General features: G+C 59.4%; 19 protein-coding genes. 15 read left to right on the top strand and 4 right to left on the bottom strand.

Annotation, left to right across the window (positions count from 1 at the left end; genetic code table 11):
- Positions 1 to 253: 253 nt before the first annotated feature.
- Positions 254 to 415 (bottom strand): hypothetical protein, encoded by a 162-nt coding sequence (locus OLZ32_RS22095; protein ID WP_264422551.1) that lies wholly within the window; start codon positions 413 to 415, stop codon positions 254 to 256.
- A gap of 140 nt (positions 416 to 555) precedes the next feature.
- Here OLZ32_RS22095 and OLZ32_RS22090 point away from each other — a divergent pair, with 140 nt between their 5' ends.
- The 5 genes from OLZ32_RS22090 (at position 556) to OLZ32_RS22070 (ending at position 8,476) form a co-directional block, all read left to right on the top strand.
- A complete protein-coding gene (locus OLZ32_RS22090) occupies positions 556 to 1,128 on the top strand; it encodes a sigma-70 RNA polymerase sigma factor region 4 domain-containing protein (RefSeq protein ID WP_264422549.1) in 573 nt (190 codons plus the stop codon).
- Between the two features lie 190 nt (positions 1,129 to 1,318).
- Complete coding sequence (locus tag OLZ32_RS22085) at positions 1,319 to 2,041, top strand: response regulator transcription factor (protein WP_264422847.1); 723 nt, start codon at positions 1,319 to 1,321, stop codon at positions 2,039 to 2,041.
- A 117-nt stretch (positions 2,042 to 2,158) separates the two neighbouring features.
- Entirely contained in the window at positions 2,159 to 6,127 is a 3,969-nt protein-coding gene (locus tag OLZ32_RS22080) for an NACHT domain-containing protein (protein WP_264422547.1), read from the top strand.
- A gap of 283 nt (positions 6,128 to 6,410) precedes the next feature.
- The gene (locus tag OLZ32_RS22075; RefSeq protein ID WP_264422545.1) at positions 6,411 to 7,529 is read left to right on the top strand and encodes a hypothetical protein; all 1,119 of its coding nucleotides are present in this window, start codon (positions 6,411 to 6,413) and stop codon (positions 7,527 to 7,529) included.
- Positions 7,520 to 8,476: a S1 family peptidase gene (locus OLZ32_RS22070; protein WP_264422543.1), complete on the top strand. Its 957-nt coding sequence runs from the start codon at positions 7,520 to 7,522 to the stop codon at positions 8,474 to 8,476. The genes OLZ32_RS22075 and OLZ32_RS22070 overlap by 10 nt, the downstream gene beginning before the upstream one ends.
- 545 nt (positions 8,477 to 9,021) lie before the next feature.
- Here OLZ32_RS22070 and OLZ32_RS22065 read toward each other — a convergent pair.
- Positions 9,022 to 9,402 (bottom strand): hypothetical protein, encoded by a 381-nt coding sequence (locus OLZ32_RS22065; protein ID WP_264422541.1) that lies wholly within the window; start codon positions 9,400 to 9,402, stop codon positions 9,022 to 9,024.
- Positions 9,403 to 9,473: 71 nt separating this feature from the next.
- On the opposite strand from OLZ32_RS22065, the gene OLZ32_RS22060 reads away from it, so the two are divergent.
- From OLZ32_RS22060 to OLZ32_RS22020, 9 genes are all read left to right on the top strand, one after another.
- The gene (locus OLZ32_RS22060; RefSeq protein WP_264422539.1) at positions 9,474 to 9,791 is read left to right on the top strand and encodes a hypothetical protein; all 318 of its coding nucleotides are present in this window, start codon (positions 9,474 to 9,476) and stop codon (positions 9,789 to 9,791) included.
- Positions 9,792 to 9,908: 117 nt separating this feature from the next.
- Positions 9,909 to 10,640, top strand: a complete 732-nt coding sequence (locus OLZ32_RS22055) for a hypothetical protein (protein WP_264422537.1) — start codon at positions 9,909 to 9,911, stop codon at positions 10,638 to 10,640.
- Positions 10,641 to 10,682: 42 nt separating this feature from the next.
- The gene (locus OLZ32_RS22050) at positions 10,683 to 11,714 is read left to right on the top strand and encodes a hypothetical protein (RefSeq protein WP_264422535.1); all 1,032 of its coding nucleotides are present in this window, start codon (positions 10,683 to 10,685) and stop codon (positions 11,712 to 11,714) included.
- 293 nt (positions 11,715 to 12,007) lie between these two features.
- Positions 12,008 to 12,979 (top strand): AraC family transcriptional regulator, encoded by a 972-nt coding sequence (locus OLZ32_RS22045; RefSeq protein WP_264422533.1) that lies wholly within the window; start codon positions 12,008 to 12,010, stop codon positions 12,977 to 12,979.
- 95 nt (positions 12,980 to 13,074) lie between these two features.
- Entirely contained in the window at positions 13,075 to 13,728 is a 654-nt protein-coding gene (locus OLZ32_RS22040; RefSeq protein WP_264422531.1) for a nitroreductase family protein, read from the top strand.
- A 32-nt stretch (positions 13,729 to 13,760) separates the two neighbouring features.
- Positions 13,761 to 14,306 (top strand): carboxymuconolactone decarboxylase family protein, encoded by a 546-nt coding sequence (locus OLZ32_RS22035; protein ID WP_264422528.1) that lies wholly within the window; start codon positions 13,761 to 13,763, stop codon positions 14,304 to 14,306.
- Between the two features lie 44 nt (positions 14,307 to 14,350).
- On the top strand, positions 14,351 to 15,058 hold the full coding sequence (locus tag OLZ32_RS22030) for an FMN-dependent NADH-azoreductase (protein ID WP_264422526.1): 708 nt from the start codon (positions 14,351 to 14,353) through the stop codon (positions 15,056 to 15,058).
- 68 nt (positions 15,059 to 15,126) lie between these two features.
- A complete protein-coding gene (locus OLZ32_RS22025) occupies positions 15,127 to 15,594 on the top strand; it encodes a DUF3788 domain-containing protein (protein WP_264422524.1) in 468 nt (155 codons plus the stop codon).
- Positions 15,595 to 15,688: 94 nt separating this feature from the next.
- Positions 15,689 to 16,606, top strand: a complete 918-nt coding sequence (locus OLZ32_RS22020) for an NADP-dependent oxidoreductase (RefSeq protein ID WP_264422522.1) — start codon at positions 15,689 to 15,691, stop codon at positions 16,604 to 16,606.
- 155 nt (positions 16,607 to 16,761) lie between these two features.
- Here the strand turns inward: OLZ32_RS22020 and OLZ32_RS22015 are convergent, their stop codons facing one another.
- Positions 16,762 to 17,088, bottom strand: coding sequence for an NIPSNAP family protein (locus OLZ32_RS22015; RefSeq protein WP_221994911.1), 327 nt, complete (start codon positions 17,086 to 17,088; stop codon positions 16,762 to 16,764).
- Between the two features lie 533 nt (positions 17,089 to 17,621).
- Between OLZ32_RS22015 and OLZ32_RS22010 the strand changes: the two genes are divergently transcribed.
- A complete protein-coding gene (locus OLZ32_RS22010; RefSeq protein WP_264422517.1) occupies positions 17,622 to 17,948 on the top strand; it encodes a hypothetical protein in 327 nt (108 codons plus the stop codon).
- Between the two features lie 294 nt (positions 17,949 to 18,242).
- Here the strand turns inward: OLZ32_RS22010 and OLZ32_RS22005 are convergent, their stop codons facing one another.
- Complete coding sequence (locus OLZ32_RS22005) at positions 18,243 to 19,016, bottom strand: SOS response-associated peptidase (protein WP_264422515.1); 774 nt, start codon at positions 19,014 to 19,016, stop codon at positions 18,243 to 18,245.
- Positions 19,017 to 19,056 lie beyond the last annotated feature (40 nt).

Below are 19,056 nucleotides of genomic sequence, written 5' to 3'. Positions count from 1 at the left end.
TAACCTCGTCCAGTTCCTCTGCTGACAATCCGGTGGCGGCTTCGAGCCGCTCGGCGGAGCTGCGCGTCGTAGCTTCCTGCTTCCATCTCCAAGGCAACCATCGCGTCCCGGTCGGCATCGCTTCCGCTTCTCGCAAAGGCGCGTCTGGCAGAGGCAATCTTCGGAGCAGCGGATCCGTCGTCGCTCGCACCTGGTCGATCTCTGCCAGCACCCCTCAAAAATTCCTCCCGCATATTGAATTCTGCTCCAATTCTTATGATGAAATGCCGGTTGGGCCTGCCGCATGAAGCAGCGCGAACCCGATATAAATCATGAAAATCAGCACATGCCGTCTCGCCGCGCAGTCGGCCCATCCCCTGCCGGGTATGTAGTCGAGATGCGCCAGTGCCAGAGATAGATAGAAAAGAGCCGTCATTGCAAACTCCATTTGCCGGTTGCAATATCAAGGGCGCCAGAACGACGGATTTCGTGAAAGAGAGAAAAATAATTAGGAGCGCCCGCAAAAAACGCTGCAGCGGTCCTTACTCTGTGACCGCAGCCGACGAGTGAGCGCTAATGGGAAAACGTTTCGATTTTCATGAGAAGGTGAAGGCGCTGGACCGCGGCCAGATCCTCCTGACGACCAAGCGCTGGCAACTCTGGATGCAGAAGATCGTACGCCACAGCCGGACCGCCAAGATGGTCGATGCGCGCGACGTGATTTCCTCGACCTATGTCAGGCTTCTTGAAGAGGATTTGGCCTCGCCGCCGGCAGAGGATTACGATCTCGACGAGCGCTTCCGCAAAGCAGCGATGACGGTATTCCGCTCCAGGTGCCGGCAGAACCGGCGCGAGGTCGGGCGGGAAACCAGCGAGGACGTCCTTCTTTTCATGGAAGGCGCAATCTCCGAGGGCCTGCCCGATCTTCTGCCTCGCGATTTTCAAAAGATCTATCCGGTCGTCCGAGCCCAGCTCGATGAGATCACCAGGCGTTACGGCGACCTTTTTCTCGAAGCTCTGGCCCTCGGTCTGTCGACGATCAATATCGCCGAGATGCTCGGCGTGGCATCGCACGATATCTATTCGGCCCGCCAGAAACTGTCCCGGCGGCTGAGGCTCGAATTGCAGGAGATTGCCAATGACCGATAAGAGGAAGACGTCCCCGTCGGCACATTTCCGCTTGCCGACAGACGCCGAAATGGAAGACATCTGGTCTGCGGTCAAGGACCTCTCGACACGGGAAGTCGATGCCGGCCTCCTCGACTTCGGCTATTCGCCGTCCGAGCTTGAGGCATGGCCTGCCGAGCTTCTTGCCTATCCCGGCAGAACGAGGCCGGGCTTGGCCGGTGCCCGCCCCCTTCGTGCTCTCTTCGTCGCCGACGATGGCCCCGCTTCGGGTGCGATCGGACTGATGCTCAAGATCGAGGGCCTTCACCTCTTCACCGCCGATCGCGGCGAGGATGGCATCGATCTCGGCAAATTATACGACTACGACATCATCCTTCTCGATCTGGACATTTCCGACATGTCCGGAATTGACGTCTTGCGGGTGCTGCGGCTTGCCGGGGTCAGGACGCCGGTTCTCATCCTTTCCGATCGCGAAGTCACGGAGGACGAGGTCCGCGGCCTGGATTTCGGTGCCGACGATTTCATGCTCAAGCCATTCCACAAGGACGAACTTGTCGCCCGCGTCCACGCCATCATCCGCCGTTCGCTCGGCCCGTCTCGATCGATCGTGACCGGCAGGCTCACCGTCAATCTCGGTACCGGGACAGCGGACGTCGGCGGCCGGCCCGTCCATCTGACCCGAAAGGAGTTTCAGCTCCTGGAGCTGCTTTCGCTACACAAGGGTCGCGCGCTGACGAGAGAGATGTTCCTGCATCATCTCTATCGCGGCAAGGACGAACCTGAGCCGGAAATCATCGACGTCTTCATCTCCAAGCTGCGTAAGAAGCTCGCAAGTGCGGATAGCGGCGGCGGCAATTATATCGCCACGGTCATCGGTGAAGGCTATACGCTTGTCGAGCCGGGCCATGGGGATGCGATCTACAAGATCGCCTGAGGGGCAAGCGAAACTGCCGGCGCGAACGGCCATGGAAGCGTCCGCCGGACAATGTTCCTGTGAATAAGCTGAGCAGTGCCTGCTCAGGGCGCAGTGCGATCGTCTATGCTTTTTTCGATGTCAGCCGAGTCTTACATTGACCGTACCCTGCTGCTTGATGGTCGGCCGATCACCGAGACCGACCTGCTTGACCTGAACGCGACCATCATCGTTCTTGCCGAGCCCGGCGCCGGCAAGACCGAGCTACTGAAAAGCCTCGCACGGCAGACGGGGACCCGCCGGTATCGCGCCTCTCTCCTCTCGTTGAGACACGACCTGCCGGCTGGCGACACGATCATCCTCGATGGTCTCGACGAAGTCGCCAGGGGCGGAGCGCTGGCGACTGATCAGCTCATCCAGCGTGCGGCCGAGACAGGGGCAAAGCGGGCGATCTTCGCAAGCCGGTCCGGGGAATGGGAGGCGTCCAGCACGCGCTCCGTCAAGGAGTGTTTCGGCGATGACGTCAAGACCGTCAGGCTTTGTCCCTTTGAGGAGCCCGAACAACGGCTGATTTTCGAGAAACATCTGCCGGGGGAGAGCTTTGCCGCGTTCCACCGGGAGGTCGCTCGCTTCGAGCTGACGCCGCTGATGGGTAATCCGGAATTCATCAAGCTTTTTGCCGACGCCTATATTGAGAACGGCCGGCGCTTCGAGACGAAACGCAAGATCTTCTTTGACGCGGTCCGACGGCTGGCCTCCGAAAGCAATCTCGATATTGCGAGCAGGGATCGGCCGCCGATCGATAAGATCATCGCGCTTGCCGGCGAGCTGTTTGCCAAGCTGCTTCTATCGGGCGCGATCGGGGTTTCTGTTGCGGAAAATATCGGCGACGCGACAATCTTCCCGCATCTCGCTTCGATGCTGGCGGCCGAGGCCCGCACGCTGGCCTATCTCGTCGATACACGGCTTTTCAAACCCGACGAAAGTGAGGGGCTGCATGAACCCGTCCATCGCATCGTCGCAGAATTCTGCGCCGCCAACTACCTCGTAAAGCGCATCGAGGGCTCGCAGGACGGATTGTCGTTGAAGCGCTGCCTCGCCGTGCTTGCCCCGAACTCGGTGGTTCGCACCGAACTGCGTGGGCTGCTCGGGTGGATGGCATCGCTCGGAGGGCCAGCAATCCAGGCGGCCGCCATCGCGCTCGACCCCTATGCGGTTCTCGCCAACGGCGATCCCTCGCAGCTGTCTGCCATATCGAAGCCGCTGCTTGTCGAGACGCTCGACCGGCTTGCAAAGACCGATCCCTTTTTCCGCCAGTCCGATTTCGGGCGCTCGTTCAGCATGGCCGGCTTCTTCAACGCCGACACGGTCGATCTTGTGAGAAGCATCTTGGGCACCCCCGACGACGGGTCGCATCTCCACAGCCTGATGCTCGAGCTTCTCGCGGGCTCATCCGCCGCAATGCTAGTAGCCGAGTTGCGGCACATGATGCTGACAGCCTCGACGGAGCGCGACCATAGGACGCTTGCCTATCGCGCGCTTGCCTCCATCAGCCACTACGATCCGATCGAGGATTTTTCACTCCTTGTGTCGGAAGCCGAAGCTGCCGCGCTCGATATTGCTGTGGAAATGGTGCTGGTCCATGGCGTCGCAACATTAGGACGCGACCGCGTGCTCGCGCTGCTCAGAAGCCTGGCCGTGTACAGAAACCGGCCAAGCCGTCGGCGGGACTTCGATGCGATGTGGCTCTATCGGGAGCTGTTTGGCTCTTTCAGGGCTGGCGAGGCAAGCTGGTATCTCGACAATCTCACCCATGACATGCGCTGTGTTTGCGGCGACGATGGGCGGCAATTCTGCCGCTGCAGGATTGGTCTCAGCAAGGTCTGCGGCCAGCTTATTGATCGCTATTTCGAGACTTCATCTGAACCGCACGACGCGACCCGACTCTGGGGCTGGATATCGCCGCTGTTTTTCGAGAACGCCCGCTCGGGCAGGGATAGCGCGGCGATCCTACATCTCAAGGCCAATGACGCCCTGCGGCAGGATCTGCAGAAAATCGCGATCGGCACGCTCCGGACGCCCGACGAGATTATGGAGATACACCACACCGTTCTGGGCCAGCACGTCCATGCCGGCCTGATTATGCTGCCAGCCGACTATCCAGCCATGGCCAACCACGCGGTAGCAACGAAAAATATCGCGCTTTGGTCTACCCTTTTGCCATGGCCGACAACGGGGCACGAACATTCATGGCGCTGGGAATTGCGGGCAGAGATGCGCCGCCAGGCTGCTGTCGATCCTGCCCTGCTTCGTTCCTGGTTTGACGAGCGTCGGCGGTGGCAACGATGGCGCAATGTCGAAAAGCGCGGCCTGAAACGACGGCGCGAGAAAAAGCAAGAAGGAGTCATCGAGGCGAACCGCGCCTTCAGCAGAAGGAATGCGGAGGCGATCGTCGCCGGTCAATTCCCCTACCACCTTTTCACGCTCGCCGATTATTATCTTCGTTATCCAGACGATATGGCGGAACTTGCCGCAGAGCCCGATCTTGCTCAGCGTGCTCTTCGCGCCTTCGTCGCAAGGTGCGATGCCGCACCGACGCTCGCCGATCTCGTGGCCGGAGAAAATCTGAGGCTTGCCCGCATTTGCACCGCTGCGACACTGCTTTGGTTTCGCGAGCATGGCCAGCTCGATGGCTTGGAGCGTGACCTGCTCAAGGCCGTCAAGATCGACCTCACGAACTACACCTATCCGGAGGGCGAGTCCGAGGCTTTCGAACAGGAGATCGATCGCCAGCTTTTCAGCTGCGATAGCCAGATCGAGCAGTTCCTGAGGGACTTCATCGAGCCCCAGTTTCAGCGGGCCGAATTCGACCACACCAATGTCAACTGGCTGGAATATAAGCCCGCCTTCCGCCGGCTGCGGGGAAAGCTTTCGCTCGACTGGTTGAGACGTTTTCCGGTAATGCCATTCGCCGCACGCCATGCCCTGTTTCAGATCGCCGTCAAATACGGCGACCTGCGCGAGCTGCGTGATCTCATTGCTTCGCGAAGCGGGCCGCTTCTCGACATGGCGGCGGCGGGAACGCTCGATCCGCAGTCCGGGGAGGCGCAGTTCTGGCTGATCCGCCATCTGTTTTTCCTCGGTAACGCCTGCGATCGCGTCATCGCGGCTTTCGGCGCCAGTCCAGATGGCCTGCTGACGATCGAGGCGAGGGCCGGTCGACTTAACCGCGACGAGGCGGTCGGCTGGCCGCGCCTTGGAGCACGCAAGACCGCCCTCATCCTCGACAGATATATCGACGACTGGCCGAAAGTCGATCTGCCAGGTTCCTACGGCAATTCCTCGCCACCCGGCGAAACCGCCTATCGCTTCCTGTGCGACCTCATCTGGTCAATCGGCAACGACGATCCGGGCGAGGCAATTCCTGTTTTGGAGGAGCTGCTTGATGACATCAGGTTCAGCGACTTCACACAGACATTGAAGCACCTGTCCTCGACCTCGGCCCGCCGCCGCAGTCTGGAGAGCTTTGCTGTTCCAACGCCACGCTCGCTCGTCGATCTCCTCGATCGCAACCAGATCGCAACGGTCGAGGACCTGCGCAGCTTGATGCTCGACATGCTCGGCGACCTTCAGGGCTGGGTGCGCCATGCGCCGACGAATCCGATCAGGACCTTCTATCGCGAGGGGCGCCACGTCGAAGAAAATCACGCCACCGAACGCATCGTCGACCGGCTAGAGGGCGAGCTGAACAGGCGCGGCATCACCGCCGTGCTCGAGCACAGGATGGCGGACGAGAACCGGTGCGATTTCACGGCATCCTGCGTTATTGCCGGTGATCCAAGATTGCTGGTGGTCGAGGTCAAGGGCCAGTGGAACTCGGAGCTCTATACTGCGGCGGCCGAACAGCTCTCGATCCGTTATGCTTCCCATCCGCATGCGGCCTGGCAGGGGATCTATCTGGTGCTCTGGTACGGATCGTCGGTCGAAGTCGCAAGGCGGCAGAACCCATTCCGGACGCCTGACGAACTCCACGAGGCGCTCGTCAATCATATGCCAGAAGCACTTCGACCGCTGATCGACGTGTTCATCCTCGATCTTTCGCGGTAATCGTCCGAACCGCCGATCATTCGCGTGTGCCTGTCCAAGCGTTAGGTTCATGCCGTTGGAACGATTTTCCGCAGATCCACTCAAGCGATCGGCCAGTATCCGGAACTATCGTCGTCCAGAAAGGACCAGAAAGAGGATAATCGCCTCTGCGGGACACCTATATTTCCATGGCGGCTTCGCCATCGCAGAGAAAAAACGGTGAATAACCGCCTTACTCACTCCTGCGGTCAACCGATACGTGCATATTCAATAATGGCGGGAGATATACTTTGGGAGGAAATCCATGTTTTTCAGATATTCCTTGGCACTCTTTGTTTTCGCTTTTCTTTCCGGATGTTCTGCGATTGACTCCTACAGCCCAGACACGAAGTCCAAGGAGCAGCCTTCGCAAGTCGCCGCCACCTATTATCTTGCAAAGCAGCTGGTGCAGGTGGTGATCACCACCAACAAGATCTATTCAGGCGCCTCTGTGCTGTCGACCGATCGGAAGATGGAGACATCCGTCATCACGGTTCCCGACGAGCACTCGCCGATGCAGCTCGCTTTTCAACTCTCGGCTTTTGCCGACGACAATATCAAGGTCGACTACGAAAACGGTCTTCTCAAGCAGATCTCCTCCGTCAATATCGACCGCAGCGGCGACATCGCGATCGCCCTTGCCCAGGATCTTGCCCTTCTTCGCGAAGGGCCGGTGACGACGACCGATAGCCGCACCTTCACCTTCGATCCTTACGACGCGGATGATGCAAGGCGTCAGAACAAGCTGATGCAGGATACTTTCGGTCGCGATACCTGCGTCGAGGTCGAGATCAAACCGGGTGTCTGGAGCCCCGGCTGCCCGAAAACCCTCAGATATGGGGGCAGCGAGGCGACCGGGCAGGACGTCTCGCCGGGCCCCTCTTTCGCGCTCGGCGAGGCGGAGAAGATACCCGGCATCTGGTACCGACGAGCCATGCCGCGGCGCGTGCATGGCGTCCTGCAGGGAAATCAATATTCCGTCGCGCAGCTGCTGTTTGCCAATGCAGGTCCCATCTACCGCGTCGATATCGACAGGACGGCCTTCGTAACCCGGGAAACGCAGATTTCCTTCGCGAATGGCGAGCCGACCTCCGTTTCTGTGAAGAAGGAATCGGAAGCGCTGGCGGTCGCCAAGCTTCCGGTCGCGATCGTCAGCGCCTATGTCGGCAGCCTGGTCGACGCGTTCACCCGCCGTGAAAACGTCCAGAAGGCTCGCGCGAGCTACTACAACGCCTATGCCTCGCGGCTCAATGCTGATGTCGCGCTGCTGAAAGCGAAGTCGGAGCATGGCGAGGCCTTTGCCGGCGGGGCCGGGCTGAGGAGCGGATCATCCGATCCGGCCTGCCAGCTCGCATTCCCGCTGGAGCCAGAACGATGCCCGTGATCCCGTGGCCGTCGTTGCGGCGGGTCCTGCTGCTCGCCCCCGTGATCTGCGCAGGCATCGCCAGCGGTGCTGCAGCCGCCGACCCCGTGGCAATCGAGACCTGGCCGTCAAACGTGCCCTTCCCGGCGATAAACCGGGAGCCGACGCTTTTCATTGCGGACGGAGCGCCTTCGGACGACAGGCGCGTGGTTGCGATCACCTTCCTCGACGACCAGGTCCGACCCCGGCTCTGCAGCGGGCTCTATATCGATGCCCTTCACGTACTGACGGCCAAGCATTGCACCTGCCACAAGAACGGCTATGGCGTCACCAATGACGGTGACGTGCTCGACCCGAAGAGCGTCTGGACCGGCGCCCGGCTTGAACCGGGCAATCAGGGCGGCGCCCCCTGTACAAGGCTTGCCGACTTCAATATGGCCGAAGGCAATGACATCGCATTGCTGACCCTTGAGCGTCCCTTAAGTGATGGTGACAAAGGCAGGACCTGCGCCGGCTATTCGCTCCTTCAAAATGTTCGCCTCTTCGATATCTGGCGCCGCTGGGGCCTCGGGATCGCGATGATCTCCGGTTATGGGCGCGATCCGGTCAATGGTGGCCCGCAGACGATCCGGCGCAGGGCCAAGGTAAAGATCAATTCGCCCGATTGCAGGGTGGCTGCCGCAAAAGCGCTCGGCTGCGTTCCCTATCGCGAGATGATCCTCGGCCTGTCGCTCTCGCCGCGCGACAGGACCGATTCCTGTATCGGCGACAGCGGCGGGACTGCCTATCTCGACTATCAGGGAACGATGGTGCCGATCGGCATCGTGTCTCGCGCCGTGCGTGGCTCATCGCGTCAATGCGGGGCCGGCGGCGTCTACACGATGCTTGGACGCGCCGATGTCACGGCATGGCTGAACAGGAGATTGCGGCCCTCGGCGGACCCGACCTGCGGTCATCGGACCCGCTGACCGGTAATCCCTTGGATTGCCCGGCAGTTCATTTCGGACGGAACTGGATGACGAGGCCACCATAAACACCGTTCAGATAGAGACACTATCCTTTACATTCTGGACCGCACAGGCGTTTATATCAGTTGGGCGAGCAAGGAATTCATGGCAATGACCGATTATGGCATGATCGGGCGACTGGCCTGTGGAAGGAAGGGATTTGCTCGCGCATGTACTCGGCCGCCAAGCGGTGATGATCGGCGCCGTCGCTGAAGTTTTCGTCTGAGACCACCGCCCGGACCTATTGGAGCTTTTCGACCAGCTGTATCGGCTGGTTCGAACGGTTGATGTCTTCGATGAGAACAAGCAGCGGCGCAGAAGGACTGGCAAGCCGCGTGGGCATGTCGGCCAGTGCGAGCTTCGTCGCATTTGCGCAAGCGTCAGCATGATGGCGCTATCGATCGAGAACGCCTGCTCGATCACGCCGTGGGGTATGATCAGCGCTGGGCCGTCTCGTTCGGCATGCGTCTGCAGCGCCTTCAGGCAGGCGATGGTTTTACCCAACCCTATGCCCCGACCACAAATGTAATCGGCGTCGATGCATATCCGACCTGATTATCGATTTCCCGATCCACGCGGTCACCGGGGTTGTCTCCAGCCGAAAACGACCTGACGCTCTCCCTCCCGAGTTCCACAAGCAGGTCGAGAGACAGAAGCTCCTCGTCAATGTTGAGCAACTTCTTGCGGACGAACTGTCCTCGCGCGTCGACATCGAGCACGTCGGCGATGCGCGACCGGCTCCAGATGTCGATCTCAACGCCGTCCCGACCGGCAAGGAAGGCCGCCTGTTGAACAAGGGTTCGGTCCGGTTCCTGGTTCGTCATCAAGACGATTGTTGCCGCCAATCCCGGCCTTTCCAGACGCGCTTGCAAATGAGGTCGAGACATTTGAGCACGTCTCCTGGCGGCGTTGGACCGGACGCACGCTTCTTCGTCTTTGCTACAACGGTTGAGGTGTCATGAAGCCATTTGCACTCGAGGCCGTCGGCTGCGGTTATCGTGTGGTTGACGTAGATGAGGCGTCCGCCGCCCTCGCCAAGAACGAACACACCGTCGACAGGCGCCTTTCGTGTCTTCCCATCGGGATTTATTCCGGTATGGACGATCCCGACATAAGGCGATGCCAGGCGAAGGCAGACGTTGCAATCCTTTCGAAAAGGCCACCGTCAGTGATGGCATGCAGGGCGCTGGCAGTTCTTGATACCATCACTTCGAGCTATCAGATCCCTGTGGACGATTCGACCATTGCCGATGAAAAAATGCAAACTCCGGTGTGAACAAGAGTAAATCAGATCAGCCACTAGTTGCGCTACCAGAAACCGAAAACGCGCGCCTATTGATCGCAACTTCGATCGCGGTTCGTGATTATGAAGCTTCGCCGTCCAGAAAACCGGATGACCATGAAAATTACAGAACGTGCAATCGACAAACTGGCGAATGGGATGCGAATTTACGCAGAGGCCCACGCAAACTTTGAAACGCTTAGACGCGTCGATCTGGAGGAAGCGATCGATGATCTGGACCGCTCGTTCGAAGCGGAGCTGGAAGCTTTTCACAGCCTCTATGATGTCGACAAAGCGGCTTTCGACTATTTCGAACATGCCGATACGGCGCTGATCCTGTTGTTGCGCAACGCCATCCATCATAAGGACCACGAGCTCTTTTCCAGCTGGAATGCGACGATGGCGCAAGACGGAGGGCCGTTGAGATTTGCAGGAGCGGCATTTCTTTTGGTGAGCCACAGCGTTGTCGGCGATGCACATGTCGCCAATCAGCTCTACAAGGCCGAAGACTTCCTGCTCCGTCTCGACCCTTCATTGGGATCCCCGGCCCTTGAAGCCAAGATGAAGCCACGCAACCGCGACAAGCTGTTGCAGCAGTTGAAATCTGATCTCGGGTTCGACCAGATATTCGCGAAGGCTGGCGCAGAACATTATCCGTCCAAGCAGGTCTACCTGAATGTCATCCCCATATTCGTCTCTGCTATTTGCCGCGTATTCAAAAGCCTGAGAGAACGCGGGGCTTCGTTCAACGGGTTCGATGCCAGGATTTATGCAAGCCATTTTACCGACGCGCTGCGGGTCGACCTGTCGGCGCTTCGCTATAAGACCATTCGCATAGAGTAAAAGCGCCCGGTCAATCATCTCGTCACGTTGTGGGACAAATCGATGGACGTTGAGCATACGGGCGATCTGATGTTTTTGACCTTCCCAAGCCCGGTATTCGTGGATCCGGCCTGGGACAGATCGACAAACTACTCGATTGCTCTTGCTGACTGCTCGGTACTGGTTTCGCCCTTCCGTCGATCCAGACCGATTGGCTGGATCTCGCGTCCAACGATTGCCCGCGAGAATGTCGCAGCGTTCGATCCCAATCCGGCCAAGTTTGAAATCTTTGTCTCCAGCCTGGCGATGCTGGCGGGAGTAGACGGCCACGGGCGTGTGCTGATGTTCCTCGACGACGAGGCGAACTTCGATAGGCTTGGGCAGTTTTCGGCGGATACACTGTGCGTCCGGGTCGTGGGAGACCCGCCTGATGGCGACCGGGAGCAATTCTCCGAACGACTGCTGGAAGACCTCATGCGGCATATCCGCATCGAGACGGGCCAGTGGTGGGCTGGCCGCAGGGAGGTACCGGCCACCCCCGCAATCCAGACGACCTTCGAGATGGCGAGAGAGGATTTCTACAACGGCAGGATCCATTCAGGATCGCCCGGCATATTCATTCATGATCCCGTGGTCAAAGCCGTGAACCATGAAATCTTCCTGAAGGGGCTGTCGGCGTTCAAGAACGCGAAAGCGCCTGACCCGGACAAGGCCGCACTCTCGGACGTTATCTTCTATTACGCGCAAGGCGATTTCCTACTTTGTCTTCTTCTCGCCTGCAATGCAGTCGAGCGGCTGCGTGATGATATCTACGCCGCGATCGGTGCAAGAGCGAAAGACACCGACCTCCTGAAGCATCTGTCGAGCCGACTGGAGACAATCGCCGGCCGAAACCTCAAGACGGAGCGGCCGGACCTTTTCACCTTTGCAGAAGATTTGTGGACCGCTCGGGGCAACATGGCCCACGGCCTGCCTTTCATGTGGAAGTCGGACAGGTCCCTGACACGGCCGCCTGAAAATTTCACGTTGATGTTCCAGCACCTGCTGGAGTGGCTAGGATCGATCATGCTTCCCGATCGAAGCTTCCTTGAATAAGCGTACCAGTTTGCGGAACCGAGACGAGTGCCTCCTGGTCAAGAACGACGAAAATATCGCCGTTTTTGCTCGGGGAATAACAGGGCCGTTGGTTCGTATCCTTTCAAGGCGTGCATCGCTGGTTTTGGCAATGGCGGCTGAAACAATGCCGAACGAAGGCTCTGATCCTCATTGAGCCGTGACATCACTCTCGCCTTGCCTGAAAGCTGTGATCGGCTGACCAAGCCATGCCGGTAAGTGGAACGAGCGGACAATTGCGGTAAGATGTTTCGTTTCCGGGTTCTTGAGGTCCAATGTCTGAAGTCGATTGGTTAAGCCATCTCCTGCAAATCGTCACGGTAACCGGTCAGCTCGAGGTGCGCTGTGCCTATGGTGCGCCGTGGCGTCTGACGTGGAGCCGGGCGGCGGCGAACGAAATTCCCTACCACGTCATCGTCAAGGGCCGGGCCATCTTCGAGGATCCGGAGACGCGAACGGCGAGGGAGCTGGTGAGTGGGGATATCGTGCTGCTTCCTCACGGTGCGGCGCACGTGCTTCACGACGGTAGCGGAAAAACGCCAATCCCCACCCAGCAGCGCAAGGGCTCTGCCGGATGGATGTTGAGCGAGAACGACAGTCACGGCGAGCAACTCGATTTGTTGTGTGGGCGATTTTTCATTGCACCGCCCCACGATCGGCTGATCCGCAATTACCTACCTACGAACCTTGTGGCGCGAACGGGAAACGACGTCGGAAAAGACGGTATTGGATCGGCTGCCGATCAACTGGCCAGCCTGGTGGGACTGATGCGGATGGAGTCTGCCGGCGACCGCGCAGGAGGGCGCGCAGTTCTCAACGCCCTTTCTTCGGCCCTGTTCACGCTGGTGCTGCGAGCGGCGAGCGAATCCGACAAAGCTCCCGAAGGCTTGTTAGCCCTGGCCGGCCACCCGCGATTGGCTCCGGCAATTGCCGCCATGCTCGCCGATCCGGCCCAGCCATGGAAACTGCCCGATCTGGCGGACTTGTGTGGCATGTCACGCGCCACATTCATGCGGCACTTTCAGGACAGGTTGGGTTGCTCCGCGCTCGACCTGTTGACCGATCTCCGCATGAGTTTGGCCGCCAACGAGCTAAAGAAGCCAGCAATCAGCACTGAGGCTGTGGCCGAAACGGTCGGTTATCAGTCTGTCTCGGCATTCCGTCGTGTATTTACTGAGAGAATGGGAATGACCCCCGGGGAATGGCGCCGACAAGCGCAGGCCGGGCGGGTGCGTTCCGAGGATTGATCCTTTCGCGCATTATATTGAGGTAATCCAGTCTAGATATTCTCACTGACGACCGTAAATTGGGCTCCGTAATCACTTGATGAGGGAGCCACCCAATGAACTACATCAGCAACGCAGCCAACGAACTGACGCCGACGAACGCCGTCATCGAAACCATCCTGAGCCGTAGTGCTGCCAAGTACTATGACCGCGCCGCCACCCTGAGCGACGATGAGATCCGCGACCTGGTGCGGATCGGCACGGCCGCACCGACATCGTTCCACCTGCAGAACTGGCGGTTTATCGCCGTCCGTACGCCTGACGCCAAGGCACTGCTCCATCCGATCGCCTGGAAGCAGCCCGCGATCCTCGACGCCGCCGTTACTTTCATCATCGTCGGCCAGTTGGCCGATGCCAGCACGGTCCCCGCGCGCCTGGCGCCGGTCGTGGAAGCCGGCATCATGCCGGCCCATCTGGTGCCGGAATGGGAAATCCCCGCCCGCGGGCTGTATGACGACCAGCCGCAGCGCCAGCGCGACGAGGCGGTGCGCTCCGCTACCTTCGGCAGCGCCGCAATCATCTATGCCGCCTGTTCGCTCGGCCTGGGTTCGACACCGATGATCGGCTTCGACGCAGAGGCCGTGCATCGCGAATTCGGCTTGGCCGAAGACGAAATCCCGGTGATGCTGCTGACCGTCGGGCCGGAGCGGGCCGGCAACTGGCCGCAGAAGCCGCGCATGCCGGTGGCCGACGTCCTCGACTTCGCCTGATTACCAATCCAATCAAGAAATAGGAGATTACAATGTCCAGAACCGTTGTTCTGACGCCGGAACAGGTGCCGGCTGAATCGAAACAGACGCTCGACACGTTCACCAGGAGCATCGGGTTCACGCCCAACATGATGGCGGCCTTCGCGCAGAGCCCCATTGCGTTCAACGCCTGGGCCACCCTGCTCGGCTCCCTGAGCAAGGCGCTCGACGTAAAGACACGCGACAGCATCGGCCTTGCCGTCTCGGAGATGAACGGGTGTAATTACTGCCTGACTGTTCACAGCTTCACCGCTGAACATATGGCTAAACTGCCGGCCGATGACATCATTCTCGCGCGCAAGGGTCATGCTACCGACCCGAAGCGGGACGCCGCCGTCCAGTTTGCACGCAAGGTCGTCGAGACCCGCGGGCAAGTCAGCGACGCCGACCTGAAAGCCGTCCGCGATGCTGGCTATACCGATGCGAACATCATCGAGATCGTCGCGCTTGTGGCCATGTATTCCCTGACGAACTTCTTCAACAACGTGTTCGACCCGGAGAAGGACTTTCCCGCCGTAACACCAGCCGGCTCGATCTAAGCTTTCGCCTGCCGCAACCTTTTGAAGCTATTGGGATCATTGACATGAATATTCTCCATATCGATAGCAGTCCGCGTCAGGAATCGCATAGCCGTGCGCTATCGGCTGCGATCGTCGAAAGGCTTCTCGAGGTTGCGAACGGAGCAACCATCACCCGGCGTGACCTGGGGGCTGATCCCCTGCCGCAAACCGAAGCCCTTTACGCCGCCGCGTTGGCGTCGCCGGCAACGTTGGCCGCCCCGCCGATGGGTTCTCTGGATCTTTCCGAAGTGCTTATTCGGGAAGTCGAAGCGGCCGATGTGATTGTCATCGGAACGCCGATGCACAATCTGACGATTCCCTCGGTCCTCAAGGCGTGGATCGACCAGATCCTGCGCGTCGGCCGCACGATGAAGTCGACGCCATCAGGCAAGGTCGGAATGCTCCAGGACCGCCCGGTGTTTATCGGCGCGGCTTCTGGTGGCTTCTTCACCGGTGAGCGAGCCAACCAGCCGGATTTTCTCACACCCTATCTGTCGCTGGCACTCAGCTCCATTGGGCTGCGGACGCAACAATTTCTCCCGCTTCAAGGCACTGCCTTCCTGGATTGGAGCCAGGCGCCGTTAGCGAGGGACAAGGCGCTCACTGCTCTCGACCTTACTGTCGTGGGACAGCTCCGAGGCGTCGCCGGTCGCCCTGCAGCGCTCTCGAGCATTGGTCGGCCGTATCGCGATGCGCCTTTGCTTTCGAGAGCGTCGCCGGGAGCTTTTTGAGGGCGTGCCATGGTGCACCCGCATCTTAACCTCCGACCTCCGCCGAACCATGAACATGAGGCCTTCACATGATTTTACCTACCAATACACTTCCCCAAATCGGCGACAGGATCGCCGACAAATCAGCACCGCCCGATGACAGCGCCGTCCGCGAATGGATCGGAGCAGAGGCACTCGAGCATTGGGCCAAACTGCGGAACTGGATCGACGAATTCTACCCAGGAGTTTTCGCGCCGGACTGGCTCTACGGTGGCAAGAACCGCGGTTGGTCCTTGCGCTATAAGAAAACGAAGGCGTTTACCACCCTGGTGCCGGAATACCGTCGGTTTTCGGCTGTCGTGGTGATGGGTGGAGCAGAGCGAGAGAAGTTCGAGGAGCGGCGTTATGTCTGGCGCCCGCAACTGGTCAAGCTTTACGATGAAGCCAAAACATACATCGACGGAAAATGGCTGACGCTTGCCATCTCGTCGGCAGACGATCTGCATGATGTGACGGAACTTTTGGCGATGAAGCGCTCGCCACCGCCGCGCAGTTGAAGGCGTCAAGCCGATCACATGTCGCGCGAGAGATCGAAAAGACCTTCCACGCCTGCAATTATCCAACCAACAAATATCTGAGGAGACAATTCCCATGAAAGCGATCGTAGTGACCGACCAGGCTGCGGGAACAGCCGGAATGAAGCTGGTGGAACGACCCAGGCCACAGGCAGCGATCAACGACGTCGTCGTTGAGGTCCATGCAGCGGGCTTCGTCAACACCGAACTGGATTGGCCTTCGACCTGGACCGATCGAACCTTTCGTGACCGGACGCCATCGATCCTCGGCCATGAGCTGGCCGGTGTGATCACCGCGCTGGGCTATGGCACCACGGGGCTGTCGATCGGTCAGCGGGTGTTCGGCCTGACTGACTGGTATCGCGACGGCACACTCGCTGAGTACGTCGCTGTGGAGGCTCGCAATCTCGCGCCGCTGCCCGGCAGCGTCGACTTCACGGTGGGCGCAAGCCTGCCGATATCTGGCCTGACCGCATGGCAGGGACTGTTTCAGCATGGCCGCCTTCAGGCGGGGCAGAGCGTCCTCGCACACGGCGCCGCCGGCGCCGTCGGCTCGATCGTGACGCAGCTTGCGCGGGAAGCCGGCGCCTATGTCATCGGCACCGGACGCGCCGCTGACCGCCAGAAGGCCCTTGACTTCGGTGCAAATGAATTCGTCGATCTTGGAAACGACACCCTGGAAGACGTCGGCGGCGTCGATCTGGTATTCGACGTTATCGGCGGCGATGTTCAGAAACGGTCAGCAACGCTGATCCGGGCGGGAGGAACGCTTGTGACAGCCGTCGGACCGACGGATATTCGACCTGTGGATGGCCTCACGGTTGACTTCGTCGTCGAGGCCGACCGTGCCCAGCTATCTGAGATCGTTGAGCGCGTCCGGGACGGAAGACTGCGGACGAACATCGGCAAGGTTTCAAGTCTGGACGATGCGGTCGCCACCTTCAATTCCACGGAGCGGCGCGCGGGAAAGACGGTCATCTCCGTTCTCCCTTGAGCACGACACGCGCACTCCTTGGAAGGAATCCCCCAGGGGTGCGCATTGCACGGGCAGTGTTGGCGGTTTCCTAAGCCTGCCGTTCGTCATCGCTTCGGCGGATGACCCGATCGGGTGGAAATTTCGACTGGCGGCAAGCGGGGATCGGTAGTGTCTTATTTCACTGCCGAAAAGGCGGTCGGCGACAACAGCTGGTTAGAGATATTGGAGAGGATCTGCCCGTCGCGCTCGGACTCGTCGCGGGCCTTGAGCCATGCAGGATCAGTGGTGAACGCTTTCCATTTCACCTCGCGATCGGCTAGCGATTCCCAGGCGATGAGATAGGTGAGACGGTGGCTGCTTTCGCCCACGATTGTGGTGAAGAAACCTGCCTGTTTAATGCCGTGCTTGTCCCATATTGCCAGCGTATGTTCGGCAAAGCGGTTGAGTAGCGCGGGCAATCGGCCGGGCACGCAGTCGTAAATTCTAAGCTCATAGATCACAGTCTTGCTTCCTTATGTCCCTTCAGAACGACATGTGTTCGGCACTTGCTCCCCGCGTCCACAATGTCCTCAGAACTTGCAGCAACGTCATTTCCGCTATTAGAAAAGACCCTGCAGGTATCTCCGAGCCGCTAATCTTCTGTCAAGCTGATCGCCCGTGTTTAGGCGCCGATTGGCAATGATGTTACGTCGAGCACGGGGGCCGTGTTGGCAGCTAATCGTGAGAACGCGCCGGTTAGAGCAGCTCTTGGCAATTAATTTGAGACGGTCGGCACAAGTTCCGCACTGGCCAATCTCCGACAGCAATCTCTGCCGGCTTGTGCAGCCTTCGAGGTTCACTATCTCTAGTGTATCCCAACACTGGAGCATCGCATGGATCGAAGCGCGGCCGATGTCCTGTCGAACGTCTGTATCGAAATTCTTCCCCCGGACCGCGATGAAGAGTGTGCACCGGATGCAACGACGTGTCCGTGCTGTCGCAGGTTACGTCCGGCCTCAAGCATGGATGACGATGGCTGCGGGATCTGCGACGAATGCCTCGCACCATGACGGCCAACGGCAAAACACCTCCAACAATTCAGGCGACGTTCGAAGACGCGCTTGCGAAATTGCCGGACGGCTATGTCGACGGATATTTTGGTAATCGATCATGGGGCGTGACCGTCAAGCGGTCGCAGGATGGCAAACGGACCTGGCTTTATGGCGAGGAGCTTGGCGGAACAGATATCGTCAGCTTCAACCTCTATCGATTCGCTGGGCGGGGATCGGCACTGAACCCCTGCGAAATGTCCTCTGCCAAGGTGATCGAATTCGTTCTCGGTTTCGAGCCCAGCACAGAGAAAGCGGCGTCTCGACCATAATGGCCGAAAAATGAGCACAGGAGTTATATTGCGTTGCAACAAACGCATGGCTGCACTGCGATCTGAGCGCTGGCGGTCGGGACAGCCTCTGATATCTTCGGATCAACGAAGCAATGCACCTCCTCCCGCAGAGCTTCGTGTTTCAGGCGACCCATTCCTCCTCCCAGGGGAGCCTGACGGAACAACGGCCCTCCTCCTCCCAGCCGTGGTTCAATTCTTTCGAAAAGCCTGCCGCACCTCCTCCCGCGGCAGGCTTTTTCGTTTTCCGATACATTCAAGCTCTGAGCCCAGGCGTCAAAGGAGACTGCCCTGTTCCACCAGCTCTCCGGATTTCGAAACGATCGTGGATCCGTACGGTTCGCGGGAGGAGATGATCAGCGCGTCATTCGGTAATGGGCGGGCCAGTTCCTTGGCCTCATCCCACTGCGCCCGCATCCAGATGTCGGTCTCTTCCTTCGTCCGCAACAGGACCGGCATCGCCTTTTCATGGATCGCCTTCACCAGGTCGTTGGGATCCGTGGTTAAAAACCCATAGAGGTCGTTAGTGGTCAGGCCGTCCCTGACCTTTCGGACACTCTGCCATTGCGGCACATGGAGACCGGCAAAGAACATCAGCGACTTCTCCTCGTCGCGGGCGAACCAGGCATTGGGCACGTTCCCGCCATCCTCCTGGCTGGCCGGATCCGGTTCCGCGAAACTGGTGACCGGGACGAGGCATCTGTTTTCGACACCAAACCATCGTTTCCAGTGCGGAAAACCGAGCTTGCGCACATTGGTCGTGCCGCGGTCGGCCTCCATCCGGATCAGTTCCTCGAGATCGAATGGCTTGCCTTTCGCCGCAAGTTTCTCGGCCTTGATTTTGGCCGCCTTCTCAAGGGCAAAGCGCGGCGAGGGCAGTCCCCAGCGCGCATGGACCAGCTGCTTCTTTCCGTCGGCGGTGTTGCGGACGATCGGCCCCATCTGATCCGGGTTCATCTGGTAGGCCGGCATCAGGTTGATCAGGCTTTCAGCGTCCTGGGCCCATTTTGCGACCCAGTCCCTGTCTTCCATGCGATACAGGTTGCACATGCTAGATATCTACTCCGCCGAGCTCGAATGGAGGACAATC

Source organism: Rhizobium acaciae, assembly GCF_025941625.1.
Taxonomy (GTDB): Bacteria; Pseudomonadota; Alphaproteobacteria; order Rhizobiales; family Rhizobiaceae; genus Rhizobium; species Rhizobium acaciae.
Note: the sequence above shows the minus strand (reverse complement) of the source record. Positions and strands in the feature narration are given on the sequence as shown.